The organism is Arthrobacter sp. NPDC093128 (assembly GCF_040683875.1).
In the GTDB taxonomy this organism is placed as follows: Bacteria; Actinomycetota; Actinomycetes; order Actinomycetales; family Micrococcaceae; genus Arthrobacter.
The window spans coordinates 251,087-276,808 of record NZ_JBFBEY010000004.1 but is presented as its reverse complement, the minus strand read 5'-3'; the positions used below and the strand labels follow the sequence as shown (position 1 = coordinate 276,808).

The window sequence follows — 25,722 nt, the reverse complement described above, 5'->3', positions numbered from 1 at the left end:
CGCCTAGAGGAATTCACAGGTCCACGGCACCAGCGCGTTGTTCGACGGACCGGGCGCCGCGGACTGGCCGGCGTCGTGATTCCCGACGGCGGAAGGTTGTGACTAGCGGCGAACAAGCCGCCACAGGGACGTGACCTCGGCCGAGCGCGCCTCGAACAGGGGATCCTCGCGGTCCGATGCCTTCGGATGCGTTGGCTTGGTGTCGAGCCGTTCCACCACCTTCAGCCCGGCCGCAGTGATGGCGGCCAGCAGATCGTCACGCGTCCGAAGGCCAAGGTGCTCGGCCAGGTCGGAAAGGACAAGCCAGCCCTCACCGCCCGGCTCCAGGTGGTCGGAGAGTCCGTTCAGGAAGCGGAACAGCATCCTGCTCCCGGGGTCGTAGACGGCGTTGTCCAGGGTGGAATGCGGCGTGGCCGGAATCCAGGGCGGGTTGCACACGACAAGCGGTGCCCGCCCGGGCGGGAACATATCGGTCAGGACGGCCTCAGCACTGTCCTGGACGCCGAGGTTCCGGAAATTCTCAGTGGCGCAGGCGATTGCACGCGGTTCATTGTCCGTCGCCACCACGCGGTGGACGCCACGGCCCGCGAGGACGGCAGCGAGCACCCCGGTGCCGGTTCCGACGTCGAACGCCAGCGTGTCAGAGGGCAGCGGCGCGGCGGCCACGAGATCAACGTACTCACTCCGGGTGGGGAAGAACGTGCCATAGTGCGGGTGGATGCGGCCCTGGAGGGCATCGACGTAGACGCCGTTCCGTCGCCACTCGTGGGCGCCAATTGCCCCGATGAGCTCATGCAGGGACACAATGGAAGATTCGCCGATCTCACCGTACGCTTCAGCGGCGGCCTGCCGGATGTCCGGTGAGCGGCGCAGCGGCACCACCGGGCCTGGATCAAGAGGTATCAGCAGCAGGCCGAGAACGCGTGCACGATGCGAGCGGAACTGGCGGTGCCGGTAGAACTTATCGGCCGGAGTTGCTGCGGTGTCTTTCTTTCCGGCGCCCATCCGCCGGTCCATGGCGTTGAGGATCTGCCGTGCGTTGTGGAAGTCACCGTGCCAGAGCATCGCGATCCCCTGCGACGCCATCCGGTTCGCTTCATCGGCCGTGAGCGAGTCGGAGACCACTTCGACTCGCGTCGGCGCCGGTCTGCCGTTCGCCGAACGCCATCGCGCGGTCATGCTCTCACCGGCCTCGGCCCAGGTCACGACGGCGGGATCATCCACCGCAACTCCGCGTGAGGGCTTGCGGACCGACGTCGGGATTTCCGCGGGAGCTGGCGTGTCGGTAGCGATAAAGATCCATTCCAAGCGTCTGAGGAGCCGATCGGCGACTGACGATTGCGGCGGTGATTCCACGGCGTGGATGGCTGCGGCCCAGGGTCCCGGACCGTCATCCGGCCGTGAACCGAGCTTGGTTGATGGCCGCTGTAGCCATTCAACCTGCATTGTCAGGATACAGGTGTCCTAGATCCCACCCAGTCCCCTGCGGGAATTCACAGGTCCACCGCCTACGATGATCCGCATGAAGTCTGCCCGCGACGCACGCTCTGCCGCCGTTGTGATCAACGCCGGATCACGCCGAGGGGCGGCACACGAACCTGCTGTGGACGCGATGCGCAAGGCAGGCGTGCCGATCTCCTCCGTGCACACGTCCTGTCCGGGGGCGACCTGGCCGCGACGCTTGACCGGGTGGTTGCGGACGGGCACGACATGATTGTTGTCGGTGGCGGCGACGGGACAATGACCTCCGCCGCCGGCCGCGTTGCCGGCACCAACGTTATGCTCGGCGTTCTTCCCCTGGGCACCGCCAACGACTTCGCCCGCACGCTGGAGATACCAAATATTCTTGCCGAGGCGTGCGCCACCGTCGCAGAAGGGAAGGTGGTGGACATCGACCTCGGCAGGGCTAACGGTGAGCCATTCCTCAACGTCGCGTCCGTGGGCCTGTCGGTGGCTGTGACGGAGGCTCTGAGCCCCCGCTTGAAGCGTTACATCGGGCCATTGGCGTACAGCATCGCCACGCTTCGGGCTTATGCCCGGCACAAGCCGTTCCGGGCCCGCCTCGAGTTCCCCGAGGGGGATCACGAGCCGATGGAACTGGAAAACCTGCTGCAGGTGGCCGTCGGCAATGGCCGGCATTACGGCGGCGGCAACACGGTCTCTCCCACTGCAGGGATCGACGATCACACCCTCGACATCTACGCCATCCTTGCCGGCCCGCTCCGGGAGCATGTGAGTATCGCGCGGTTACTCAAGGACGGAAGCTTCATCGAACACGACCGGGTGTACCACCTGACCAGCCGACGTGTCCGACTGGTCACCGAGCCGCCGCTGCCGGCAAACCTCGACGGCGAGATCGCCACCACCACGCCGGCCGATTTCACTGTCCAGCGCAACGCCGTCCACGTCGTGGTACCTCAGAGCAGCACCAGCGCATTGTTCGACGGACCGGGCGCCGCGAACTGGCCGTCCGGTTGAAAGCTTCTTAGCTAGACTCCCCTCCAACCTGAGGCCCCAGCACGCAACCTGCCCTCCCTAGCGTGGACGGGGCACCGGCCACCAGCCGGCCCCCGCCACCCTAGGAGGAACCACCCATGCGCCCAGCCCTGACTGCAGCGCCAGCCGCCGCCCTGATCTCGCCCTGGCGAGCCCTGCCTCGCCGCCCCTGTGAACGAAACCGGCACGCCGTCGTCGAACGCTGTAGGAACGGCCACCTCGACGATCGAGGTTGGCAGCTGCAGAGGGGTACGACGCCGTCTCCGTCAGTTGGAGGACACCGCCCACACCTCCCCCATCGGCGCAGGGAGGCTGGCCGGCATCGACCGCCGCAGCGCCACCGACGCCGACCGGCTGCGGATCGGCATGGCGATTTCACTGGGGCTGCTGAAACCAGGTGAGCGACTTCCCGACCAGGAGGACGTGGCCCTGGGCCTGTCGGTCAGCCCGATCACCGCCCGACGCGCGCTGGCGAGCCTGGCGGGGCAGGGCGTGGTGGTCCGCCGCCGGGGCCGGGCCGGGGGAACATTCGTGGCGGATGAGCCTCCGCGGAGCGTGCTGGCCGAACTCTCGGCATCACCGGCCGAGTCCCGGGCGGTGAACCGGCTGGTGGACCGCAGGCAGCTGTTCGAATGCGCCTGTCGCACTTCACGACGCTCAATGCCACGGCTGAACAGCTTGATGAGCTCGACCGGCCGACCCGCGACATGGCCGAGTCCTTGGACTGGTCCGACTACCATCAGGCCGACGAGCAGTTCCCCCAGCTGCTGGGCACAGCGTCCAGGCTGGGTGCCGCCGTCGAGGCGTACCACGAGACGCTGGCGGAGCTCTACGCCTACTTCATCCCCTACCCCATCGAGCTGCTGCACAAATCGAACTGCGACCACGTCGCGCTGGTGGCAGCCCTGCGTGCCGGCGATGTCCAGGAGGCGGTGGAGGTCTCGCGCAGGCACGTTGATGTGCTTCACCGAACGATATTTATGGGGCTGACGGAGGGCGGAGCTCAAGCCAGCTACGAGGGATGAACGTCTGGTGGCGTATTCAGGCGATCAAAGGCAATTACCATAGCCGACGGTCACGACTTTAGCTTCGTCGTCCGTACCAGAGGAAACTTTTGGCGTCAGGATGTCCTTGTGGACAACTACGTTGTCAGAGCTGACGAAGCTGGAACCATTCTCGGCATAATCTGGCAGACACCAAGGCAACGACCCCCGGCCGAGCACCCTTCGGTCCCCGTCAATTTCCTTTCTTTGCCAAACTTCCTTGCGCTTTCTTGACTCGGCGCATTTCCGAGAAATGAGTCGCCACTTCTGGGGACATCGGCAGAAATTCCAGCGCATTAGGTGCCTATGCACGGCGTCGCCGGTTACGGTTGTGGCAACCGCGGACATGACCGAATACATGGGGGACATTTGATTCGTCGAAGATCAATCTTTCTGGTTTTTTTCGCGGCCGGTTTGCTGCTGCTAGTGGCCGTTCTGGTTCTTTGGGTGATTGGATCAGCCAACACCGTGGAAACAGCCAAGGAAGCGCCCACCCAGGCCCCAAGTTTGCCGTCACAATCACTTTTCCCCTCACCTTCCATGCCGGCAGGTAGCAACAGCGCCGCTCCACCGTCCAGCCAGGAGCTTGACGAGCTTGAAGCTGCTATGGCCTCTTCCAAGCTGTCAGTGGTCGGCCCGTACCTTCCCCTCGGCCCTGGCCAAGACGCCGAGGCTGACTTCGCTGCCCAACTTGCAGATTTGGGCCTAACAGTGCGCACCTCATCCTTAGAACAAATCGAGCCAGGCCTGTGGTCAGTAGTTGCAACGGACTCGTCGGGCCAAGGATGGTCCATAGGGCTTGTCCGCGCCGAGGGTCACCTGCGAATGTTCTCTGCGGAAATGGTCGCCGAATGAAAAAGCTATTGTCTGTACTGCTGCCATTGCTCCTGCTGGTGACACTGCCGGCTCCCTCTGCTTATGCGCAGGACGAGGCAAGTACTCAACATGAATGCAGCCACGCCCAACCGTCCCCGCTTCCGACTCGAATATCAGGCCGGCCCGTAATTTACGTTCATGGGTGGCTGGGCTCCTCGTCCGGCCACGAAAACGGACCAGAATTGCTGGAGGAGGGCCTGGAACCCGGGTACGAGGTATTCGCATTCGACTATTCGTTCGCCAACACAGTTTGGGGTGCCTCTGGAGAAGCGGCATCATGCCTCGCCGACTACATTCGCCAGGTGTCTGCCGCGATGACCGGTGGCGACGGAAAAGTCCTTGCGGTGGGACATTCAATGGGCGGCATTGTCATCCGGGCGGCCGGGGGAATTTTGGCCGGGTCTGGTCAGGGCAGCATCCTCGGTGGGGTAGTGAGCCTGGGGACCCCATACTCTGGCTCACCATGGGGCGGAACCGTCTATGCGGAGATGCTGCAAAACATGCGCAGCACCGGCATTGATCCCGTGAAGGTTGGCATGCCTGAGGCTGAAACCTCCGCAGCAGTTTGTCTGGCTGTCCCCCTTCCAAATAATTGCGCTCCGCTCCCTTATCTTCCAGGGAGCACAAAATATGCCATGGTCGGATCGCAAATCATCATCGAAAGACGACTCTTCGGACTCAAATTCATGTCAGCTGACATACCGCTCTTCGGTGACGCAATAGTTCCCAAGCTGTCGGCGACGGGGTACGTGAATACTTCCGCCGGCACACGGCCATCGGGCAAATTTTGGGGAGAAACGATCGTCGAATGCAAACATACGGCTGGTTATCTTTCCCAGCAGTTGTTGCGGACCCGATCAATCGCAGGCACCGCTGCTTCCTTGATCGGCACCACCATCGAAGCGCTGGGCGACCAGCGGGCTCTGGACATGATGAGAGAGGGCAAGGCCGATGTGTCGCAAATGCCCCTACTCGTATACGGGCTGTTCTCAGACTGTTTTCACATCGCACTGCCCGACAACGAAGATGCAATGACGGCGGTGGTCGGCTACTTGAAAAAGATGGAGCCGCCGATCACCGCAACCGACGGGTCAGGAGGCACTGCTGATGATGGCCAGAGTCTGGGCGACCTCTCGGCTCTGACGGGGTTGTGGCGAGGTCCTGTCTATGGTTCACAGGATGGCTACGATCTCGTACTTGAGCTGACCCACAAGAACGGAACGCTCTCAGGAACTGTTGACTACCCGCAGCTTGCCTGCAGCGGAACATGGACCCAGACTGATCGAACCGGGATGACGGTGCGGTTCGAAGAGCAGATACTAAAGGACGAAAGCGGGCGCTGTGTGAGGCGACTGGATGCGACGCTCACGCGAACCGCGACAGGACTCCACGTCCGGATCAAACGGTTCTGGGCAGTCATCGAGGCCGACCTTGTCCGGCGCTGATGTTGAGGCCCGTAGCCGAGGGACTTCCCGATCCGTCCACGGCGCGGTCTCCCGGCCCCGGGCATGCCAACCGTCAATGGCCCGCACCGAACCACGAAACCTCACCCGCAACACCCTGTCGCCCGAGCTGCGACGATGACCGTGTCGATCGCCGAGCCCGGACGCAGTCAGCGCGGACATTGTCGCCTTCGCTGGCACCCGGAGGGTGACGGCTTGTTTCCCCGCCACCCTCCGGGTGACGCGGATTCAACACGCTGACATAGCGTTCGGGCCCTTGGGCACGCTCTGGTCACCACTGCTTCGCGGACCAGTCGACAGCCTTGTCGAGCGGGTTGCTGCCGTTCTTTTTGGCGGCTTCTTTGTCCTTGATGCCAGTCATCCCGCAATATGAGTTGATGGCTTGGGAAACGCCCAGTGCATTGCCCATCGCGTTGGGCTCAAGGTCGTGAGCTTCGAGAAGTCCTTTCTGCGTTGCTGACTTTTCGGTGCGGGACTGTGCCGCGTATTCGTCACAGGTGACGGCGCCTGGGTTTGAGCAGCCCGACAGGCTGACAAACGCGAGGGCGAGGAAACCGGCGACGGTTGCCGCTTTTCTTCGGCGAATCGGCTGTGCGCGGTGGGACATGGGTGCATCCTTTCCCGGGGCGTTAACTAAATTTCGGCCAGCTATTTGGAAGGGAGTTTGTGCCCGATGAAGGCGCACACACTCCCAACGATTAGAATGCCCACAAACAGCGGGACCTCACGTGGGTAGTAGCCGATGATGGACATTTTGATGATGCCGATGCCAACCAGCACGATGCCGATGGCGCTAAGGATTCGTTTCGCGTTCATTGGAGCCCTTTCACGTGGCGGATTTCATGCGTGCTTCGGGGTATCCGCCTCTGCGCTTTCACCCCTGCTGGATGGTAGGCACGCGGGGACCGGCCACTGAAGGGGATCGACAGTTACTGGGCCAAACTGTCCCCGGAAGCGCGTACTATCAGCTTCTTTGTGACACGGGCCAAGATCAGTTTTGGGCGTGCCGTTCCGGGAACTCTACAAAGGTCGCATCGTCCGGGTTCTCCGGCGTCGACGCGTAGATAGTGACGGCGAGGGTCCCTCCCTCGGGCCTGGCACGCGCTGTGACCGTCCCTGTCCGGGCTTCATTAAGGATCTTCACCACGCGGTCTGAGACGGCGGCGAGCATCCTGGGTGCAAGGTCCTGCCGGCGGTCATCCAATAGCTGCACCGTCACACCGCGTTCGCGTGCATGCCGCGCCGCTTCGACCACCTCGTCCGTAGCCAAGACGCGGCCGCGTATCTCGTCGCGGAACTGCGCCTCGATGAGCTTGAGTTCTTGCCGTTCAGCCTCTGTGACGTCATGGCTGGCATCGGCGATCCGTCTTAGTCCCGGTCCTGCAACATCCCTTACGTGCTCCAGCCATTCGGTCCGGGCAATGTGCAGGGCCTGCTCAGTTGCAAACCAGTCGGCTGCCCTACGGGCGTCAGCGCTGTACTGGCCCACCCTCCGGTCGTTGGAGCGTAGGAGGTGGCCAATTCCGGTACTGACCGTAACCCAGCCGGCTGTCGCTATGTTCAGCATCAAGCCGCCCACCACTCCCATGCTGGTGCCAGAAGCCCACAGCGTCATTAGGGCCGCCGAAAGGAGGACACCGATCCAGGACACGAGAACTCTGCCTCGAACGTTGAGGATCACCAGCACTGTGTAGGTCGCAGCAAGGTGCCAGGAGGCATACCCGGGCCAGCGGTCCGTGGGCAGCACGCTATTGACAAGTAACGTTACTAAGACGACAGCAACCAAGGCCGCGATAGCTGAGCCCAGCGGGAGCTTGCCAGGGCGCGGGATTAGCAGCAGAGCCACCGCGCCGAGGTAAATGGCCATCGCGAAATAGACGGGTCCCGATGCGGAGACCATGTCCAGCGAAAGCAGGCCAAGCGTGATGTGCACGGCAACGAACACGGCGCATAAGAGGCTCATGACCTTCGTAGAAATGGCCCGGATCATGCCGTATCCCCTTGCCATTCCAGGCGCACTTCGGTGCCAACCCGGTGTCCAGAGTGGATCACTGCAGATCCATCGGCCGCTTGCATTCGCCCGAGGATGCATACTTTAATGCCGAGCCTGCGGTCCGAGACGAGTGCCGGATCAAAGCCCGTGCCGTTGTCTTTGATCGAGACGCTCACCCGTGTCTGGCCTGCACAGTGGTGCCCGGCCAAGCGGACGTCGCATCTCGTAGCTCCGGAGTGGCGCACTGCGTTCTTGACGGCTTCGGTGGACGCCTCGAAGATGGCTCGGACGGCGGCAGTGGGCAAAAGAAGGTCTTCTGGTGAAACGCAGGCGACGGTAACGACGGGATGCTCCGGAGCACTGTCAACGGTGAAGCGGATTCGAGCAGCGATTTCGGTGAGCGTGGCCGGGGCTGCCTCGGACACGGTTCCCTGCTCCTCCAACCTTTTGAGGGCGCTGCCTGCCAGCCGGGCACTGGCATGACGCTCTTCGGCGGACCCGGCATGGGCGGCGGTGAGCAGCGCCGTCATCACGCTGTCGTGCAGGAGTCCGTCAAGCCGCAGCCGTTCATTACTCAGGGCGGTGGCCGCGGCGGCCTCCCCATATCGGCCAATGGCATTTTCCGCGGCAGCGTCCGCCCGGGCAGCGGCACGGCGGAGAATACCGATTGTGACGCAGATGATGAGGCCGAGAACGGTGGCAAACAGGGCATCCTCTAATGCGACCAAACTGGATGCAGCGCCGCCCTGACGGGTGGTCCGTACGGTGCTGAACACCGCCCCGATGACCAAGGTGTAGGCACATCCAACGCGCGTACCGGCTCCGTATGCGCACCAAGCGGCGCCGACATTGATCATCGCCCAAAGCCACGGCGTGCCGAAGCCCTCCGGAGCAGTGTACGGGACGGCCAGCGGCCACAGCGCGAGCCCAGCCAGAACCAGTATCGCCAAGGCATCAGCGATCCTCACCAGGCCGATTCCCTTGACCGACGCGCCCGTGAACGCGGCCACAAGCGCCAGGAACAGCCAAAGAAACAGGATGTTCCACCAGTCGGCGACCTGCGGTGTCTGGCTGATGATCGATCCGGCTGCCTGGAGCAGGAGAAGCAAGGCGAACGCGCTGATGCCCCTGCCCATCAGGCGGTGTGTGTCGAGGGCCGAAACGCCGCTCAGCGCCGGCGCGAGCCCTCTCACTTCTTCCGCAGGGGAAGCAGAGGAGGCAGTATGCCGTCCTCCACGGCCCGGCGGTAGAGGTCAATCTTCGTGCTGGCAGGCCGGCCGGCTGCCTCGTACTTTTCGCGGATCCGGTCTATGTTCTTCTTCACCGTGCTCTCGGCGATGTTCATCCGGCGGGCCACCTGGTACTGGCCCAGACCATCCGCGTACAGTCCCAAGCACTCACGTTCGCGGTCGGACAGGTTTGCCTCCACGAAATCAGAGTCCACCTCAATGGCGGCGGCCAGCTCCTGACTGGCAATGGTTTCCCCTGCCGCAATCCGTCGCAGCTTGGAGAATGTTTCCGCAACGGGCTCAGATTTCAGGGATACCCCCATGGCACCGTTTGCCAGGGCGTCCTGCAGGAAGCCCACGTTGTCACCCAGAGTGAAGATCAGGACCCGGTAGCCGGCGGTGGTTAAACGGACCACGTTCTCTCCCGGCCGCGAACCGTCGGCCAAGGACATGTCCAAGGCCACGACGTCGCAAATGTCCCTGCCGGCACCCAAAAAGGCGGTGACGGTCGGCGCGCCGCCTGTCACCGTTACCGGCGTTGCATTCAACCGGGCATCCCGGCCGGCTGAGGCCGCAAAACCGATCCGCACCGCTTCATGATCGTCGATGATTCCTGCGCGCACTGGTTCCAATGCATTGCCCCCTTTGCAATCGGACGGCTCCGATGCACTTAGTTTGGGGCGAACTCCAAGATGTTCCAAGTGTGACGCCCTTCATGTCCCTAGCTCGTCACAGGAACCACTTTTGTCCACTCTTCCGGTGACAACGGTTTGTTCCCTGCGCCGAAGGGGTGTCTGCCCGCAGCCCGGCGTCGCTAATCTCAAGACTAGGCCTGGAGAATGGCCACGACCACGGTGGAGGCAAACATGAAACAGTCATCGAAAACGGCCCGGGCCTTCTACGCGGCCGCCGGGCTGATAGCCGTTGCGGCCGGGCTAACGGGTTGCGCCGGAACACCGGACCTGACCGGAAACTGGGCACCGGACGATGGCACCGGCACAAAAGTCATCAACGAAGCGGGATCCTGCGAGGGCATGTTCTACTCCGGCAACAAGCCCTTGGACATTGGCGGCGGAATGTCCTGCTCCTTGTCCGACAAAAAAGGCAGCAACGGCAGGTACTCTCTGGTGGTCTCGCAGCCACCGAACCGCGCTTCTTACCAGGTCGAGTTCGACGGCGACGACGCAGCAACCGTCTTCGACGTCTCCGGTACGCGTATCTTCTCGATGAAGCGTCTCTGACCAAGATCCTCTTGCGATGGCGGCCGGGAATCGAGCAGTTCATTTGGGGGCTGTTGGGCCCCGGCCGCTTTCCGCTCAAACTCACCCATCTCTACGACAGGAAAGACAATGGCAGCCATCGACGACAAGATCCAAGCAACGAAGTTCATCGTGCAGACCCACAAATCCTTTGATCAGATCCGTGCCGCTGGACTGGCAGCTGCCGCTGCCGCCTCCGGGGGGCTGACCAAGGTTGTGGAAAATCAGGTCGATACAGACGCCAGCATCCAGTACTCCGTGAAACGGGGAGGCTTTCTCGACGTGATGTCATTCGGTCTGGTCTTCAGCACGACCTCGGATGAATCAACCAACACGGTCCTCCTCGTGCCCGGTCAATACTTCACCAGCCAAGCGACCTTCCTATTCATTCCTGTCGGACCCAAGGCGTCCGCGGGCTACGCCCCGCTCAAGAAGTTTTCCGACCATGTTCGGGCATCGCTGTCCTGACGATGACGTCCGTGAGAATGTAATGTTGCACCACGGTTGGGCCTCCCGGCGTCTAGAGTGTAGCTCCGACTCCTAATGGCGGGCGCCGCACCAGTTCTGCCATGAACGGGCCCCGGGCACATCCGAACCGCGACTTTGGACAGCTGTTCGTTAGCCGCACGTCTTCATTCCCGAGGACTCCATGTCCAGGAGTTGCCAGGGGCCGGGCTCGAAGGGTCGTCGGCTACTGATGTTCCGCTGGACCATATTTCGGGACGTAGAGCCGGACCCGCTGGGAGAACGGACTCCGAAGTGTCTGGGAGTTTTCGACAAGCCAGCTGAGCGGTGACCAGAGCCAGGACAACCACACCGATGGCGAAGACCATCATCAAATACCACCCCGTTCCAACACCGAATTCAATGTCCTTTAGCGGGGCTGCCAGATTCATGTCGTCTGCTGTGAGTGGGGTGCTGGGCAGCCCGAGGGCCGCCGGGTTAATAACCTCCGGAAGCACAACCACAGCTGAGCCGGTATCCACGCCGGCCAAGGCTAGAATGTCACCCACCGTGAATCGGAGCGCTCCAAGGGACCTTGCCAGTTCAAATGCAGGCCCCTGAACAGCCAGGACGACTCCGGACATAAAGAGCCACGTGGTTCCGAGACCGGCCAAGACGACGGCTGCTGCCTTGCTGGGGCGGCGCGCAGAGAGCACCCCGGTGAGGAGAATCAGCAGAAGGGAAAGCCCTAGGGTCACACCCAGGAAGGTTCCGGGCGCCCTGACGTTTAGCTTGGGAACTCCAGGCAGCCTGACAACGAACCACGCCACGAAGAAGCCCGTCACAGCCAGGCCGCAAAGTACAGCCAGGGACGCTAAGACAATTTTTCCTTGCCTGGTCCTCCAATGCCAAGGAACTCCCTGGACCCGGCCCGAGGAGGGGTTCCGGCGGACGATTGCCACGATGGCCAGAACCATAACACCAACAAAGGGCAGTAAGGCGCCTAGGGCTATCCCCTGCCAGGGTTTGAAGCGCGCACCCGACGCCAGGACATAACCGGCTACGGCACCGAACAATGCTCCGGTCAAAACGGCGAGACCGGCCGCCTGCATCAGGAAGTCGAGCCAGAGGCTTAAGTTCATATTCGTTGACCCCACGGCTTGAAGCGGATGTTGGAAGGGCGCTGCTAGATGACTCCATTGAGGCTCAAGATCCACTTCACGGGGTCCACACAACGGAAAGGGGCAATGCCCCGAGCGTTGACCGTCTCGCCGCGCGGCGACTCGCCCAGGGCCGACACTGCAAAATACCTATACGGAATCTTGTGGCCTGAGTTGGGTTGCTCGAGGCTGAGGACAAGGTGGTTGGCATTCAACCGGTGCAAGAGGCTTCGCACTTCCTCGTGCAGCAACTCGCCGTCAGCGTGATCGTACGAAGCATGGTCAAGGCTAGGGTCACGCATGAACGCCGCTCCCGAGTTGGACATGATCGACTGCCAGTGCACATCGTCCACGTTCCGCAGCTCGTGCATGGCGTCGAACTTAGAAAGTATCACCGCTAGCGGCGGAGTAGCTGTGCCAATGATATTCAGCAGGTTACCCAGGACCACGTTGGGGTCTCCGCCGAGACGGAGCTGGGTGGGGACGAGGTCCTGGACTTTCGCCCTGATATCGGAAACAGCGAGGGGATCGAACATGAAGAACACTCCGTCTGCGTGCCGCAAAAACTCAAGCGGCTGCGTGTCGACCGGAGGTGATTCCATGTCCTCGCCCGCCACATCCCGGATGACCAGATACCGCCTGACACCTTTCAACACACCCAAACTGAGAATCAAAGGGTGTGTCTGATAGGAACCGTCGCTGGAAGCACTCATGGTGGGTTGCATGAGGCTGCGGGCCTCGAACAGTGGTTTTTCGTAAACCTCTTTGTATGCCTGTTGCGTGCGGGAATCCGCAAAATGGATGGTGCTATTGACTGTTGCCAGGAGCTGGCCCAGGAGTTTGACCAGAACCGCGATGTAAAGAGACTTTCCCGTGGCACGGGCGCCGTTCATCGCGATGCAGGTGGCACTGGCGCTGCGCCATCCGTCCAGAAGCCCGTAGTGGCAATGCGGGCACGCTTCCTGTGCCGGCTCGTGGCACTGCGGGCATTCGACCGGACGGACCGGAGCCCAGTTGCGCGGCGCCGCCTGCGGCTTCTCCTGAACAACGAACGGACCGTTGCCGACGTCTTTGCCGGTGAACTTCTTGGCCACCGCGTCCAAGGTCGGCGGGCATTTGCCGGACCGGCAAACCCAGAGGTAGCTGTCGTCAGGAAGGTGCCGGAAACACGAGGGGCAACGCGTCGTCATCGGCCAATCCTTTCGCCGTGAGACGCGTTTGTATCCAGGCTTCCAGTGAGCAGCGACGCGACCACGCGACGCAAGAGTGCCGGATCTTCCAAGAGGTGGGTCCTAAGTTCTAGGCCTGGCCTTGGCTCAATCACTGTGCTGGGCAATTGGGTGCCTCCAAGCAGGTCCCATGCCCGTTCCGACGTCACGGCAACGATGTGGCACTCGTGGTCCGACGTTTCCCGAGCCGCTTCGAGTTCGGCCACGTCGGCGGGCACCGAACCCGTCAGTAGGTAGGTCACGGATCTTCCGTTCGCAGCCTGCTCACCCGGGGAGGACATCGTCGAACGGAACCCGACGGAAGAAACCCGCTTTGTCAGTTCGGCGTCAACCGCTGCACCGATGGCACCGAAAGCCGCTTTTATCGACCGGCCCCGTCCGCTGCCTACGATCGTGGCGGTCATGTGGTCGTCACGGGTAATCACCTGCGAGACTCCACACAGGAGATCCATTACCGCTGCAGTCGCCCCCGTTGTGGCCAGATTGGCAGCAGAACCGGAACCGTCGACGGCGACACTCACTTTGACAGCGTCCATGTCACTTAGGCATTGGACACCGAGGAGCTCCCGCGCCGCCACACGGGCGGCATTGCCGAGAGGGCCGAGATCGGCGTCCTCTCGGCTTTGGGCAGCCTTGAGGCACAGTCCGCCGGATGCAGGCTCCACTGAAATTAGGTCCTTACGGTCCAAGCCCGATACGTCGACAGGGACCAGGACCGCCCGCTGGGGGTCGGCGGACTGACGGTCCTCTACCACCACCGACAAATGCACGATTGTAGGCGACGGGAAACGTTCACGGCCCACCGGAACAACCGAGATGGTGGTCGGCGTGCGGACACTCGGCAGGATTACCATATTCGGCGGCCGGACAACGGAATCCAAAGGGCGCCCTCCGGCCGTGACGTCCAGCCAGGCCGCCTCACCGCCTACTCCCTCAAGGCGCAGGCCGATGCGAAGCGGGCGTGCCTCGAGCATGATCTCGTTTGTGCCCTCCAGCAGATATGTAGGCATTAGCGGTCCTTTCGATTGGACGACTTGAAGACGCCGAAGAATGCCGGCTTGGAGTTGTCCTCGACAACGCCAAAGGTGTCGGGGTACATCGATTGCCACCATGAGCGAAGGAAACGCTCGCGGTCCTCATAGACTTTCTCAGCGCGTCGTTCGTCTCCTCGGCGCTCGACCGCTCCGGTCATCGCGATATTCAGCTCCCTGGCCAGCAGGGAGTTCAATAGTCCATGCCCGGACCGGCGGCCGGCGAGTGCTCGGCGGACCGGCACTTCGAGCAACTTCACCGGACCGTGAGGAGAAGTCAGCACTACCGTTGACAGCGGGTGGTTTTGCGTTGCGTGCGGGTATCCCGGCGCAGCTTCTGCTGCTGCCACCACAATGCGCCCCAACGCCAGTTCATCGAACAGGTCCCGGTCCACCAGCTGCTCCAGGATGGCTGCAGCGTTTGAGTCGGGGTGGGCCCTGTAGTCGCGGAAGAAACCGTCAACAAGGTGCGACCATCGCTGAGCGGCGTCCGACTCCCCCAAGGAAATGATGGCCGATACGAGCACGGCATCGCAGACTTCAGAGGACAGGTCATCGTGGGCAACATATTCCATTGCAAGGTGGGCGAGCTCCAGCAGAGTGCCAGCCAGTTCCGACGGCGTCAGATATGTCGTCCCGGTCCAGGAACGGCCGGCAAGGCTCCGGAGTTCGGCCAGTGAGACCTCGGGGCCAGTGACCTCTTCGCTGCCACGTTTGTGCAGTATCAGGTTAACCAGTGAATCGAGCTCGGGCGAACGATCAGCACTGGTAAGGGTGCGGAGGAAAATGCTCCCAGGCGCGCGGCAAGGGTACCGCTGTTCAATATCCAGCAGCTCGCCGACGTGCCACTCCCGGGCCGGATCGAACACTGCGTCCCACGACGCCTGGCGAGGGCGGACATCCGGTCCCTGAAGTAACGCAAGCGCCGCTACCGTTCGTGCGTTGCCGGTGTTGTCTGTGCCCGTTTGGGTTTGCCAGATTGCTGCCTCTCCCAGCGTGGCAGGGACTTCCTGAGGGGCTACCCGAAGGAAAGCATCGAAGTCCGACGACGGGACGCACCAGAGAAGCCACGAGCGGAACGGTGCAGGAACGCGATCGCCCGGGACCGCTCTGTTGAATCGGTCTGTGCGCTGTACGGCCTCCAGGCCAACGCGGGTGAGCCACTCCGAGGACAACTTTCCGGCGTCCGCAACGAGCGCGCTGCAACTCGCTTCGTCGTCAATGCTGGCCGTCACCACTCTCTCGACGATGTCCGTGGCTGCCTCGTCGATCGCGTGCTCGACATCCGACCGGCCTGCACCGTGAAAGCCCACCAGACCCGCCCGGCAGAGAAAGTCAAGCAACCGGACGGCCCCGCTGGGCGATGCCGGGCCGGAAACCGACGAGAGACTCCTTGAAATTCCGGTCAGCGTTTCAACTGCTGCAACCTTGAGTTCGGCGTTTACAAACTCCGGGCGGAAATCCTGAGGCAAGGGCACTGGGCCGGAGCCCGTCCATGAGCCCGCGTCGGCCAGTACCCGCTCCACATAGATTTGGGCCAGTGAATCCCGCATCAGCGGGGATACCTCACCGTTTTGCAGCTCATCCCAAGCGACGCTCGCCTTTCCACCGCTCTCCCGACGCACGGTCAGCATTGCGAGTGCCATTAGTTCCGCATCATCTTCCAAGGCCAGCGGAGAGTGCCGCTTGACGGCTGCCGCAGCCTCAGTCTGCAGGTCCCCAAAGAGGTTCGGCAACCTCATTGCCGCCATGGCGAGGGGCCAGCACGGATCCAGCTTCGGATCCCCGAGTCGCGACGATATGGCGTCCAGTTCCGCGAAGGCGGCCTCCGCCGTCGAGCGGTCCACCAGTGCTGCCTGGGCCAGCTCGGACCACGGCGTGGGCGTAATCCGCGAACCTGCCCTGGTCTCATGCTGCTGGCCACCGACCTCGCCAAGAGAAGGCATTTCGTGTTCATCAAGGATTACAAAATCCTCGGTTTGTGTCAGTGACGCGCTGTCTTCCTGCGGCACGCAGGCCACGTGCACGCCACGCTCAAACAATGCCGTCAACACACCTGCCCGTTCATAGACGGAAAAGCTCAGGGCGCGGGCAGTGCGGGGCGACGTCAAGGATGATACTGCGGCAATCCACAAGGCGCCGGACTCCGCAGAATCGGTGAGGAGCACAACACTGCGGTCGCCCTTCATGGCGGCGTCAACCGCGTCAAGAAGGACGGAGAGGACCCCGACCCGCCATGTTGCCGGGTCGAACAGGAAATCCAGCACGGCCGCACGGTCCAGTTCGTCGCCGAACCGAGGGCAGCCTGGATTCGTGAGTATGGCGCCCGATACTTGATCCGGGCCGTACGGGCAGAGCAAGTCAGGTGATCTCCAAAGTTCTATGGGCCGGATCGCAGGGTTGGGAGCGTCCACGGCACGGTCTAGGACAACATGGCTGAAAACATTGCCCGGCCTGCCGGTGGAGTCGCGGCCGGCCATGACACTGTGCCAGTAGGCTCCTCCCCCGTGCTCATCGGCCACGTAGGTCAGACGTCGCGGCATCGCTTTGAGTTCACCGGGACTGGGAAAGGGGCTCAGGGGTTTCACGGGGTCGAACCAGGTCACGACGCGTGAACGCAGGTTTTGGATTTCGCCGTTGCTTAGATCCCCTGATGTTTCTTTCAGCTGCCAACCGCCGCTGGCACCGTTCCCGGGATCAAACGAGGTGTACGTGAGTTGTCCCCAGCGCTGACCATCGGTGTCCGTCATGGACTGTAAACCTTCCTTGTCACCGAGCATCGAACATCCCCCTGAACGGGTTCAGGGCGCCGGCACCACTGATGCGAAGTGCTTTCATCGGCGGGTCCAGGAGGGCGACCATCCTCAAGATTTCTGGCGGCAGGTCCGCAAACAACCGGACGAATCCCCCGTCAGGGGATACCGTCTCCTGCCACGCCTCAGGCTCTGTCTTCCACAGCCCCGTCCCGTCCGAGCTGGGTGTGAACCTGCGGGCGGGAGCGGGGCCGCCGTCCAAATCGCTCATCATGCTCACGGGCACGCCGTCGCTGACAGTGAGCGGCAACCGCTTCGGATTGTAGACGAGCACGAAGGACGGCATGGACGGAGTGGGGTTGATTGCCTCGACTCCTACGGTCAAACCGCTGAGTCCGCCGAGGAGGCTTCTTTTCGCTGTCACCTGGTACTTCAACCGCAGGATTTTTTGGTACGTGATGGTGGTGGGCGCACCCGCAATGCGCTTACCCGCTTCAAAACTGACCGGAACCATATGCAGGTCACAGCCCTCCGACGGGAGGTTGCTGCCAAACTGCAGCCCTCCTCGTTGTTGGTAATCCGGCTCAGTGATCTCATGAGGGTGTCCGGCCATAGCAAACTCTGGCTCCAGCCCCGTCTTGCCGACGTACACGAGCACCGCAGCCGCTCCATCCGGCCACTCAAAGGTTAGGATCTGGCTGTTGACACGCTCGAGAATTTTCGGGTTTCGGACCGGATCCCGCCACGATTTGGAAATGGTGGTGCCCACATGAGCCTGGCCATTGAGAATTGTCACCGGCGTAAAGTAAGCCCGTGTCCACCCGGTTGGCCGTGGGACTCCTTCCATGGTTGCGCGGCCGCCATCGACGATGATGGGGTGCGCCAGGCGCGACTCTTCAAGGAGGCCGTGTGCATTGAGCGTTTCGGTCGAGAGCGGCTTCAGCTCGAGCCCGGCGTCCGGCGGGAGCTCTGTGCGGTGAATCACCACTGTCCCACCGGGCGGAACCGTCCACTGGAAGTCGAAGCACGGAACATCCGTTTCCTGTGCATGCTCGATGGCAGCCAGGTCCGTAACGGGGCGCAGAATCGCGGAAACCCGAACCGGGCGTACAACTGGGCTGGACAGCCGGGCGACGTCACCCACTACAGCCTCGGCATAGACCTGGTAAAGGTACTCCCGTCCGCGCTCGGCCTCGCCGTCTATGAAACCGCCCAGATTGTTTGATGCTGTCTGGATCCTGTACTCCGGGTCTCCGCTTGCGTAGGCGGCCTTTTCAGTCGGCAGCCGGAAGACCTGAACGTTCCTGGTCCCGGGTGGGGCGATCCATTGCCCGATCACACGCCCTTCGTCTTCACGGATTTCCACGTTGTGCACTTCGCTCACAAATGCACCTTCGGCGTGAAGGACCGGCTGTGCGGCGATTGCTTCGGCAGCGGAGCCGCCCTGGTTGGCCCAGACCTGCACGTACCTGACAGCCGACCGCGCGGGACGGCCATCGGCTGCCGTCTCCTGATTGGTGACCGTGACGAGTTCAGCCCGGTCCGGCGAGTAGGGCGGGTGGTCTTCGCCAGAGACAACACGGTAAATAGTGATCGGCTTGTCCGAGGAACTCGGATCCCACGAATAGCGCCGAGTCCCGTCCGCGGCCTTGCCAATCGCAATCTTCCCAACGGGCGACGTGGATTGACCGTACTCGAAGAGGGCGAATGCGTGCTGGTCAATCCCGTCGGTGGGTAGGGCAGCGGCGTGACTATTGGCGGATTGTGCAGCTACCGGCCTCGGCAGGGCCGGCGCCGGTGCTGCCGACGGTGGTGTTGGTTGCGACTGCAGGTCGACGGCGGACCGCAGGGGCGCGGCCAGCGAGGGTGATGCCTGCGCCACTTGCGTCGTTGGATTGTCAATGACGGGCGCCGCAAGAGAGGTCTTCGGTATTTCGCTGGAAGGCACATCAATGCTGCTGAGGATCTGCGCTATTTCTTCCGCGAACTGACCAACTGCTGGCATGAATTTCTGGATTTCCTCGACAGACGTCCGTTTGGACTGCACAACAAGCTTGAGTTGCGATTCCTTGACGTTCGATATCAAGGGCCGACCCTTGGCGCTTTCCCTGTCCCTCCACGCCTTTAGCGATTGGAAGGCCTTTTCCTCGTACGTCTCCGGCAACGACGAATCTGGTCGGGGCGCCACGGCTGGGCTGGGCGCGACCCAAGTCGGTTGGGGACGTCCCGCAGCCCCTTCCGGTTCATCGAATTCGGAGCCAAGCTGACGGTGTGGCTCGGCGATATTGAACGCTACCTGCTTGAGGACCTCCTTTATTGCCGCCTGCCATGCCCCGATTAGGGCGGCGTCCAGCCCTGATGCATTAACGCTCTTTTCACGCGCGATGATGGTCAAATCATCCAGTTTTGGGGGCACAAATCCCCTGGCGGAAACATCGGCAGCCCACGCCGTCAGCCCGGCGAGACGGGCCTCGAACTTCTTGTCAGTCATTTGGGGCACTCATCGGCTTTGGCCTGCCAGCATCAGTCATCAATAACTCCAAATTAGTCTCAGAAAACCGGGCCGGACGGCACAACAATATTGCGGGCATCAATCTCATCGTCGTCGCCACCATCGCCTCCCGCAACGACCACAAAGTCGTGCTCGGGGATACCTACGCTGAGCTGCACCAGAGTCATTTGCTTACTCAGCCCCGACTGGGCATCGGCGTAGAAACTCTGGACTACTGCAGCCTGATCAGAGCTCTGCGCTCCATCGCTCAGGACAGCACCGTCGAAATAGTGGCGACCCTCTCCGCGGCCTGCTGCGGCAAGTTCCGACATGAACTCGTGGAGCGGGCTCTCCGCCGGCGCGGTGGAGCGGACTTCTGTCACGGACCGGAGAAGGGCTCCGGCGGTATCGCTCCGGCCGTCGGTCAGGTGGGCCAGCGCGGCGGCCCACAGCTCGTCACCGGCTGTTGTTCCGATGCCCCGGTCCTGCAGTATGCCAATCCATTCCGGCAGCAGCGACATGTCCCCGTCGCCGGGCTGACGGAAGATCGCGTCCTGCTGACCGGACAGCTGATGCCCTCGCGCACCCAGGACCCTGCCGGCATCTGAAATTGCCAGTTCCCATGAGCGCGTGAGCCATCCAACGACAAAAAGATCGTGTCGCAGCTGAGCGGCAGCCAAGTCAAGCGCCGCCCCGTCCGCGGTAGCGGTAGCAACCCGCACGTTGAGCGGCAGGCCCTCGACAGAAGTGGCCTGTCGCGGCCCGGACACGGTGACACGTCCGAACGGCTCTTTCAGTACCATCCCCACAATGCTGGACCACGCCAGAAATTGGCTGTAGGCCTCTCCGAGCCTCCGCAGGTCGCGCAGGGCATGCCGCAAGTTCTTTCGTGCCACTTCGTCCCCGTTGACCAGCTGCCTACGCGCGTGGAGCAGGCGGAAGAGCTCCTGCTGCCCCTTCATGAAAGTCACCATGGTCGCGACGAACCAGCCTAGGAGAGCCACTGCAAAGGCGATGACCGCGACCGCAGGGTCGAGCACGGCAGCCACAAGCAGGATACCGATAACCACGGTGACCGCTACTAGGACTCCGAGCAGCGCCTTCATCCAAACGGACAGCCGTTTCTGCCTTGCCACGATTCCGGCGAGCATGTCGTCTGCCGAGGCCGCGCTTCGGACCACGTGCAGGAGCTGCTGGACCTCCTCTGTGACCGCCGCATGGCTAGCGGCGATCTTCGACCCGACCCGGAAGGCGTAAGTATCCTCGAATGGTGCCTTCCAGTTCCGCAGTGCCTGTAGGGTGCCCGCAGCGGCCACACCGAAGGCGGGGTCGTCGGCTGCTCGGCGGAGGCGCCGCTCCATGTCGGCAGCCCCAAGGACATCGAAGGGCTTGACCTCTTCCAGGTCGATTGCTGCCGCCAAGTGGGGTGGAATCTGGGCGAAGCTCTCGGAGGCAACCGGGACCGCCTGTCCGCCGTGCCGCAGCACGGCGCGCTGAGTGCCCACCTGCGCTGGCGGCAAGGCATCGGTGCGTTCGCCGCCGTCAACCAGCGTCATGGCACCGTTGGCGTAGTCCCGCCACAGCGTAGAGAGATCGTAGGGCGCTTCGTGCTCTGCCCGGAGTCCGGCGCTGTCCAGCGCACGGTCCAGGGTCGAGGCTGCGTCGCGGACATCCAACCACGTCGCTGGCAGCCCCTGAGGCGTGACGCCGCCAACGATGACTGTGTACTTCGACGGAGCGGAGCCGAAGACCACTCCGTGGACCGCCGCTGCGGCCTGGGACTTGACGCTGGTCGCCACCCTGTTGACCCAGCTTCGCGGTGCATTCTTCAACGCGGCCCACAAGTAGCCGAACATCATCTTGAGCGCCTCTAATGCACCAATTCCCCGCGACACGTCCGCGGGCGGCCGCTCCCTAGGCCCGCGTAAGACTCCGTGGTGCTTCGTCCAGAGAGCTTCGGACATGTTCCGCGCTGCCAGACCATGTTCCTGGATATAGGTGACCGCCGAACCGAAATGGACCGGCAGTGGCAGTTCCATTCCCTGGGACGTAAACCGCGCGCGCAGCTGGTCTTCGACGGCAGAGGCGTCCAGCCGCCGGAAGTACGCTCGCACGAGTGCGGCGTTTTGTCCGGGAAGTGTCTCGAGATCATCCAGCGGCGAGCCGCTGCTGTCCCGCCACAACCCAAAGATGGAGGCGAACGCCGCAGCGCAGTGGACCCCGAACGTTTGCGGATCATTGTCGTCATACAACAGTTTTGTTCCCCGGCCAGGGCCGGAGGATTCCTCTGGAGCGAGCACCAGATTGTGCCAGCCTCCCAGTGTCATCCCTGCAAGCTGCCCTTTGTCCCCTGCCCGGGGAAGCACCAACCGGGAACGGACGACGCTGATCGCTCCCATGGACGCGTCCATGAATTCCGCGATCCGCTGTCCCAGGCCGATGTCTATCTGTTCTTCGTCCGCCCCTCCCGGCACCAAGACGCAGAGTCGCGCCGAGTTGACGCCCCCTACGCCCGCCAGTTCCTGGAGGGTGGTTGCATGCTGAGTGCCGTCTTCCATTAGCAGACATGCTATTTCGGTGCCTCGCACCATTTGCGGCTCCACCCACACGAAGGGATGGACCATGCCCAGTCCGGACAAATCCAGGAGAGCTTCGCGGATGCCGGCTGAGGTGCCCCGGGGGGCCAGCACTACTGTCAGGTCGGCCACTAGAAAGTTCCTATCTCCGGAAGTGCAGAATCGATGCGACCGGAGCCGGCATCCATGGCACGCCCGTAGGACGTGTCGAGAAGCTTCAGCAAGTCCCCGGCTACGGAGTAGACATCGTCGGCAAGGTCCCGGAAGAGCGGCGTCGAACTGGCTTCGTGCCGGCTGGTGATCTGCGAAAAGACGCCGCCGCCTGCGTTCCCCGCCTTGTCCGGCGCCATGAAATGATCGCCGGCCAGGGCCCGGATCGATTCCAGCCATTCAGTGGCGAATTTAAGGCGGTCTTCCGGGGTAGCCCCAGGCGCAATGTTCGGAACCCTGCTCGGTGAGCCGGAGACCGTCCGTCCTGTGCCGAGCCAGGAGCTGAGGGTCTGGATCGCAGCAACCTCAAGAAGGCCCGCTGCCGGCTCCTCCGGCGTGGAATCGTAGAGCCCGCGCAGCAGCTGATACGGCCTCAAGGACGACAGCACCGGGGGCCTGTGGCTATTGGCAATGGCGAGCAGGAACGACTCCAGTACCGCCGGAAGCCAGTCATATGACTTTGCGAGGAACTGGGAAGGCGGGGTCAACAGCGGGTTGGGAAACTGGATCCACCTGCGGTTCTCGGCATCCCAGATTTCGACGGCTTCGTCATATGGCGGCTCCGGCAACCGAAGTTGGCCCGTGATCTGCCCCACGAACCAACCGCTGATCATCGCCCGCCGCTCGACCTCCCCCATGGGCAAGGATGCTGCCAGCGGCCGCGACCTCCGATGTGCCCAGAATCCCTTGCGCTCTGGCAGGGACGTCTGCGCCCACTGTTCGGCGACCGGGCTCAGGACAGAACTGAAGGCAAGCGGCGAGTAGTTCCGGTACGAACCGAAAATGTCAATGCGCTGGACCGTTTCGTCATCGGTTAGGGACCGGGCCAGGATGTCGGCGGTTTCCGCTCCGATACTCGGGTTCTCAGCGCTCTTGGCGATCAGAAGATCGACGACGTCCCCGGTTCCTTTAAAAGGTATGGATGAGAACTTGAACCGGTACGCCACGGGCTCGCCATGAACCTCCTGCACAACATCCGAATGCACGCTGATTAGAGGCACAGCCCGATGTAGGGCACGATTGAATTTTTCCACGATGTCTGCCCGGCGGCCCGGCAGCTCGGACCCGCGTGCGTCCTGGCCCTGGGCGTAGTGACGAAGCGACAGTGAGCAGAACTGGTGAAAAGGCTCACCCGTGCGGCGGACATACTGCCGCGAGCGGCCAAGGATCTCGGCCGGGGAGGCGTGCAGCACGAACTGTGCCCGCGACGGGCTATTCGGGACCCTGGTGAGCGGGTCACGGCTGAATTCCCCCGGACGCCAGGCTGACGTTAGCTCGAGCAACCCGCCTGGGGCCCGGGACCCGCCGGCGTCGGGCCACGTTCCGCTGATCGTCTGTTGGGTGAGCAGGTCCCTGGCTTCCCGGAAGCCCAAGAGCCCGAGACCGGCGCCCCCGCTGGCGGCCACGTCGGACTCATACTGAGCACCGAAAGTACTTGGTTCCGTCACCAGAATTTCGTTGTCCGCCACCCCAAATCTGTCCGGGACGCGGGCGTCCGCGTCCGAGGGCCATGCCGGGTAGTGATCTGTCGCCACGCTGGCCAGGCCAACCGGGCTTGCCTCTGCGCTAACCTGATTATTCAGGACATCGATGGCCTCGCTGAGTGCATCGTTCATCGGGGCGAGGACATCAGTCACGAACGCGGCCAACACCCGGGCAGCAGATCCCGCTGCCTGCGAATACAGCACATCTGTGGCTTGGCCCCGAAGCATATCCACAAGCCTGTCAACCACTGCCGGGCCGTTGGCAATGATCTTCATGGAGCCAATTTCGCCCTCAAACTGGCTCGGCACTGAGGAAACGTCCGCAATTGCGTACTCGGCCATCTCCTTCAAGGTAACGATGAGTTGGTCCCGTACCGACGCTTCCAACCGCGCGACCACAGCTCGACCGAAAGGGAGGCCGAATTTCGTCACTGCCTGTTCAATCTGCGAGACGAACCGGCTGAGAAGGGCGTCCTTGTAGTCGTAGGCCCAAACGTACGCGGCTTCAATGGTTGCTGTTGTGACGGCGGCCTTTCGGGCCTGCAGCTTGCCCCGAACGCCGCCAATCCACTGCCCTCCGTGCATTCCTCCGGCTGCCGGGATGAAAGGCGCCAGCTGATCGTCGGCTATGCCGCTTGCGAGCCTCGCAGCCTGAGATCTCTTGAATGCCGATTCCGTGAACCACTTCAGCACGTCCTGATGACTGGCCGGCCCCTGGTTCAGCACCGGCAGCTCCAGCTCTTCGCAGATAATGCTCCACTGGCTCACCACGAGGGCGTTGACCTGTTCCTCAGACGATGCCGTGTTTCCTTCCTGCATGTGACCACTCCTCAGGCGGTCAACGGCTGACCGGGCCAGGCGCTGGGCAGAGTACTCGGCGTACCGGTCCCGGCCCATGCTCAGGCTGGCGAAGCCAAAGGCGCCCCATGGGATTTTGGTCTCATCGGCGCCCCAGCCCAAGTACTCGAGCCGCGGGGGGTTGTCAGATAGATTGCCGAGATCGTAGTGGACGAATTCATGGGATGCCTGGTCACTGCGCATCAGCGCAGAGAGACCCCGGCCAAGGCCGCGATACAGCGCTTTTTGCGAACCGTCGCCGAACATTGTCCTCTCAATTCCGGCGAAGCGGCCCACAGGGAAAACCCTGGCGAAGGGACTAATGCCAGCTTCCCCGCTTTGTTCTCCTAGGGCGGCCAGGATTTTCGTGTCGTGATCGTCGGCAGCGGCTGTCTGGGCCGCCACGATTTCTCCAAGCATCGCCAGCGCATTGGCCCGGACTCCGCCACGTGCGGACTGCGGCAAACCGTCGAATGCGTCGGCCGCGATCATGAAAACGCCCACCATTCCCGGGTTCACGCCAGGAACAAGCGACAACAGCCGGCAAACGTCCAACGCCATCGATGCCCCGGCGCCACCGGCCATCGAGGACACCACCAAAACCACCGGCGGCTCCGCCGATTTGAACACACCGGCACCTGGAAGCACCTTGCTGACTTGCTCCATGCGCGTATTGGTTTCCACCAGGTTGAGATTCTGGTAGGCCTGCTGCAAAGCAGCACGGATCTGGTTGGCCTTACTCAGCGTGATCATTCGTCCGACGGAACGCATCTGGCCGGCGCCGCTGTGCACTGGAACCGAAATCCGTTTCGGCTCTCTCGGCGCCCACGTGCCGATTTCGCCAAGGGTCTTTGATTCCTTCAACGTCTGGCTGACGGCGTTGTCCAGCACAGGATAACTTCCGCTGTTGGGACCGGTTGCCACATAGCCACCCCCTTGTTGGAAGACGTTCCCGATGCCGGCGATCCTCGTGTCAGGTGCCACCGGCACATCGATGTGCAGGAACTGCCATCCGGCAGGGATTTCCGGGATGCCGTATTCGTACAGCTCAGACTTCAGCTGATCCATCATGAAGGCCAGAGTCGAGCCGCCGGATCCGCCGCACCCTACAACCAGGAACTTACGCATGGCTATACCTACTTCTATCT

Annotated in this window: 17 protein-coding genes and 2 pseudogenes; 6 read left to right on the top strand and 13 right to left on the bottom strand. The window is 62.5% G+C overall.

Annotation, left to right across the window (positions count from 1 at the left end; genetic code table 11):
• Nucleotides 1-102 precede the first annotated feature (102 nt).
• On the bottom strand, nucleotides 103-1,308 hold the full coding sequence (locus AB0N24_RS07015) for a class I SAM-dependent methyltransferase (RefSeq protein WP_364122290.1): 1,206 nt from the start codon (nucleotides 1,306-1,308) through the stop codon (nucleotides 103-105).
• Between the two features lie 214 nt (nucleotides 1,309-1,522).
• Between AB0N24_RS07015 and AB0N24_RS07010 the strand changes: the two are divergent.
• From AB0N24_RS07010 to AB0N24_RS06995, 4 genes and pseudogenes are all read left to right on the top strand, one after another.
• Nucleotides 1,523-2,478 (top strand): annotated as a pseudogene (locus AB0N24_RS07010) (lipid kinase).
• Between the two features lie 384 nt (nucleotides 2,479-2,862).
• Nucleotides 2,863-2,967: pseudogene (locus AB0N24_RS07005) on the top strand (FadR family transcriptional regulator); the annotation flags it as partial.
• A gap of 161 nt (nucleotides 2,968-3,128) precedes the next feature.
• Entirely contained in the window at nucleotides 3,129-3,521 is a 393-nt protein-coding gene (locus tag AB0N24_RS07000) for an FCD domain-containing protein (protein ID WP_364122288.1), read from the top strand.
• 869 nt (nucleotides 3,522-4,390) lie between these two features.
• Nucleotides 4,391-5,860, top strand: a complete 1,470-nt coding sequence (locus tag AB0N24_RS06995) for an alpha/beta fold hydrolase (protein WP_364122286.1) — start codon at nucleotides 4,391-4,393, stop codon at nucleotides 5,858-5,860.
• 289 nt (nucleotides 5,861-6,149) lie between these two features.
• Here the strand turns inward: AB0N24_RS06995 and AB0N24_RS06990 are convergent, their stop codons facing one another.
• The 5 genes from AB0N24_RS06990 to AB0N24_RS06970 form a co-directional block, all read right to left on the bottom strand.
• Nucleotides 6,150-6,485 (bottom strand): hypothetical protein, encoded by a 336-nt coding sequence (locus AB0N24_RS06990; RefSeq protein ID WP_364122284.1) that lies wholly within the window; start codon nucleotides 6,483-6,485, stop codon nucleotides 6,150-6,152.
• Between the two features lie 41 nt (nucleotides 6,486-6,526).
• Nucleotides 6,527-6,694 carry a hypothetical protein gene (locus AB0N24_RS06985; RefSeq protein ID WP_364122282.1) on the bottom strand — a complete coding sequence of 56 codons (168 nt, stop codon included), beginning with the start codon at nucleotides 6,692-6,694 and terminating at the stop codon, nucleotides 6,527-6,529.
• Nucleotides 6,695-6,869: 175 nt separating this feature from the next.
• Nucleotides 6,870-7,868 (bottom strand): hypothetical protein, encoded by a 999-nt coding sequence (locus AB0N24_RS06980; protein WP_364122280.1) that lies wholly within the window; start codon nucleotides 7,866-7,868, stop codon nucleotides 6,870-6,872.
• On the bottom strand, nucleotides 7,865-9,064 hold the full coding sequence (locus tag AB0N24_RS06975) for an ATP-binding protein (protein ID WP_364122278.1): 1,200 nt from the start codon (nucleotides 9,062-9,064) through the stop codon (nucleotides 7,865-7,867). The genes AB0N24_RS06980 and AB0N24_RS06975 overlap by 4 nt, the downstream gene beginning before the upstream one ends.
• Nucleotides 9,061-9,723 carry a response regulator transcription factor gene (locus AB0N24_RS06970; protein WP_364122395.1) on the bottom strand — a complete coding sequence of 221 codons (663 nt, stop codon included), beginning with the start codon at nucleotides 9,721-9,723 and terminating at the stop codon, nucleotides 9,061-9,063. The genes AB0N24_RS06975 and AB0N24_RS06970 overlap by 4 nt, the downstream gene beginning before the upstream one ends.
• Nucleotides 9,724-9,966: 243 nt before the next feature.
• On the opposite strand from AB0N24_RS06970, the gene AB0N24_RS06965 reads away from it, so the two are divergent.
• Together AB0N24_RS06965 and AB0N24_RS06960 are read left to right on the top strand one after the other, a co-directional pair.
• Nucleotides 9,967-10,341: a hypothetical protein gene (locus AB0N24_RS06965; RefSeq protein ID WP_364122276.1), complete on the top strand. Its 375-nt coding sequence runs from the start codon at nucleotides 9,967-9,969 to the stop codon at nucleotides 10,339-10,341.
• Between the two features lie 108 nt (nucleotides 10,342-10,449).
• Nucleotides 10,450-10,827, top strand: a complete 378-nt coding sequence (locus AB0N24_RS06960) for a hypothetical protein (protein WP_364122274.1) — start codon at nucleotides 10,450-10,452, stop codon at nucleotides 10,825-10,827.
• A gap of 164 nt (nucleotides 10,828-10,991) precedes the next feature.
• On the opposite strand, the gene AB0N24_RS06955 is transcribed toward AB0N24_RS06960, so the two are convergent.
• The 7 genes from AB0N24_RS06955 to AB0N24_RS06925 form a co-directional block, all read right to left on the bottom strand.
• Nucleotides 10,992-11,945 carry a hypothetical protein gene (locus AB0N24_RS06955; protein WP_364122272.1) on the bottom strand — a complete coding sequence of 318 codons (954 nt, stop codon included), beginning with the start codon at nucleotides 11,943-11,945 and terminating at the stop codon, nucleotides 10,992-10,994.
• Between the two features lie 44 nt (nucleotides 11,946-11,989).
• The gene (locus tag AB0N24_RS06950) at nucleotides 11,990-13,057 is read right to left on the bottom strand and encodes a hypothetical protein (RefSeq protein ID WP_364122270.1); all 1,068 of its coding nucleotides are present in this window, start codon (nucleotides 13,055-13,057) and stop codon (nucleotides 11,990-11,992) included.
• A gap of 92 nt (nucleotides 13,058-13,149) precedes the next feature.
• Entirely contained in the window at nucleotides 13,150-14,202 is a 1,053-nt protein-coding gene (locus AB0N24_RS06945; protein ID WP_364122268.1) for a hypothetical protein, read from the bottom strand.
• Nucleotides 14,202-16,973: a hypothetical protein gene (locus tag AB0N24_RS06940; protein WP_364122266.1), complete on the bottom strand. Its 2,772-nt coding sequence runs from the start codon at nucleotides 16,971-16,973 to the stop codon at nucleotides 14,202-14,204. The genes AB0N24_RS06945 and AB0N24_RS06940 overlap by 1 nt, the downstream gene beginning before the upstream one ends.
• Nucleotides 16,974-16,992: 19 nt before the next feature.
• Nucleotides 16,993-19,467, bottom strand: coding sequence for a hypothetical protein (locus AB0N24_RS06935; protein WP_364122264.1), 2,475 nt, complete (start codon nucleotides 19,465-19,467; stop codon nucleotides 16,993-16,995).
• A 59-nt stretch (nucleotides 19,468-19,526) separates the two neighbouring features.
• On the bottom strand, nucleotides 19,527-22,175 hold the full coding sequence (locus tag AB0N24_RS06930; protein WP_364122262.1) for a hypothetical protein: 2,649 nt from the start codon (nucleotides 22,173-22,175) through the stop codon (nucleotides 19,527-19,529).
• Complete coding sequence (locus AB0N24_RS06925; RefSeq protein WP_364122260.1) at nucleotides 22,175-25,702, bottom strand: tubulin-like doman-containing protein; 3,528 nt, start codon at nucleotides 25,700-25,702, stop codon at nucleotides 22,175-22,177. The genes AB0N24_RS06930 and AB0N24_RS06925 overlap by 1 nt, the downstream gene beginning before the upstream one ends.
• Between the last annotated feature and the right edge of the window lie 20 nt (nucleotides 25,703-25,722).

What these genes read in the sequence shown, in the direction of transcription:
- AB0N24_RS07000 (WP_364122288.1), top strand. Translation starts at nt 3,129, where the DNA reads ATGCGCCTGTCGCACTTCACGACGCTCAATGCCACGGCTGAACAGCTT.
- AB0N24_RS06995 (WP_364122286.1), top strand. Translation starts at nt 4,391, where the DNA reads ATGAAAAAGCTATTGTCTGTACTGCTGCCATTGCTCCTGCTGGTGACA.
- AB0N24_RS06990 (WP_364122284.1), bottom strand. Translation starts at nt 6,485, where the DNA reads ATGTCCCACCGCGCACAGCCGATTCGCCGAAGAAAAGCGGCAACCGTC.
- AB0N24_RS06985 (WP_364122282.1), bottom strand. Translation starts at nt 6,694, where the DNA reads ATGAACGCGAAACGAATCCTTAGCGCCATCGGCATCGTGCTGGTTGGC.
- AB0N24_RS06980 (WP_364122280.1), bottom strand. Translation starts at nt 7,868, where the DNA reads ATGATCCGGGCCATTTCTACGAAGGTCATGAGCCTCTTATGCGCCGTG.
- AB0N24_RS06965 (WP_364122276.1), top strand. Translation starts at nt 9,967, where the DNA reads ATGAAACAGTCATCGAAAACGGCCCGGGCCTTCTACGCGGCCGCCGGG.
- AB0N24_RS06960 (WP_364122274.1), top strand. Translation starts at nt 10,450, where the DNA reads ATGGCAGCCATCGACGACAAGATCCAAGCAACGAAGTTCATCGTGCAG.
- AB0N24_RS06955 (WP_364122272.1), bottom strand. Translation starts at nt 11,945, where the DNA reads ATGAACTTAAGCCTCTGGCTCGACTTCCTGATGCAGGCGGCCGGTCTC.
- AB0N24_RS06945 (WP_364122268.1), bottom strand. Translation starts at nt 14,202, where the DNA reads ATGCCTACATATCTGCTGGAGGGCACAAACGAGATCATGCTCGAGGCA.
- AB0N24_RS06940 (WP_364122266.1), bottom strand. Translation starts at nt 16,973, where the DNA reads ATGACGGACACCGATGGTCAGCGCTGGGGACAACTCACGTACACCTCG.
- AB0N24_RS06935 (WP_364122264.1), bottom strand. Translation starts at nt 19,467, where the DNA reads ATGACTGACAAGAAGTTCGAGGCCCGTCTCGCCGGGCTGACGGCGTGG.
- AB0N24_RS06925 (WP_364122260.1), bottom strand. Translation starts at nt 25,702, where the DNA reads ATGCGTAAGTTCCTGGTTGTAGGGTGCGGCGGATCCGGCGGCTCGACT.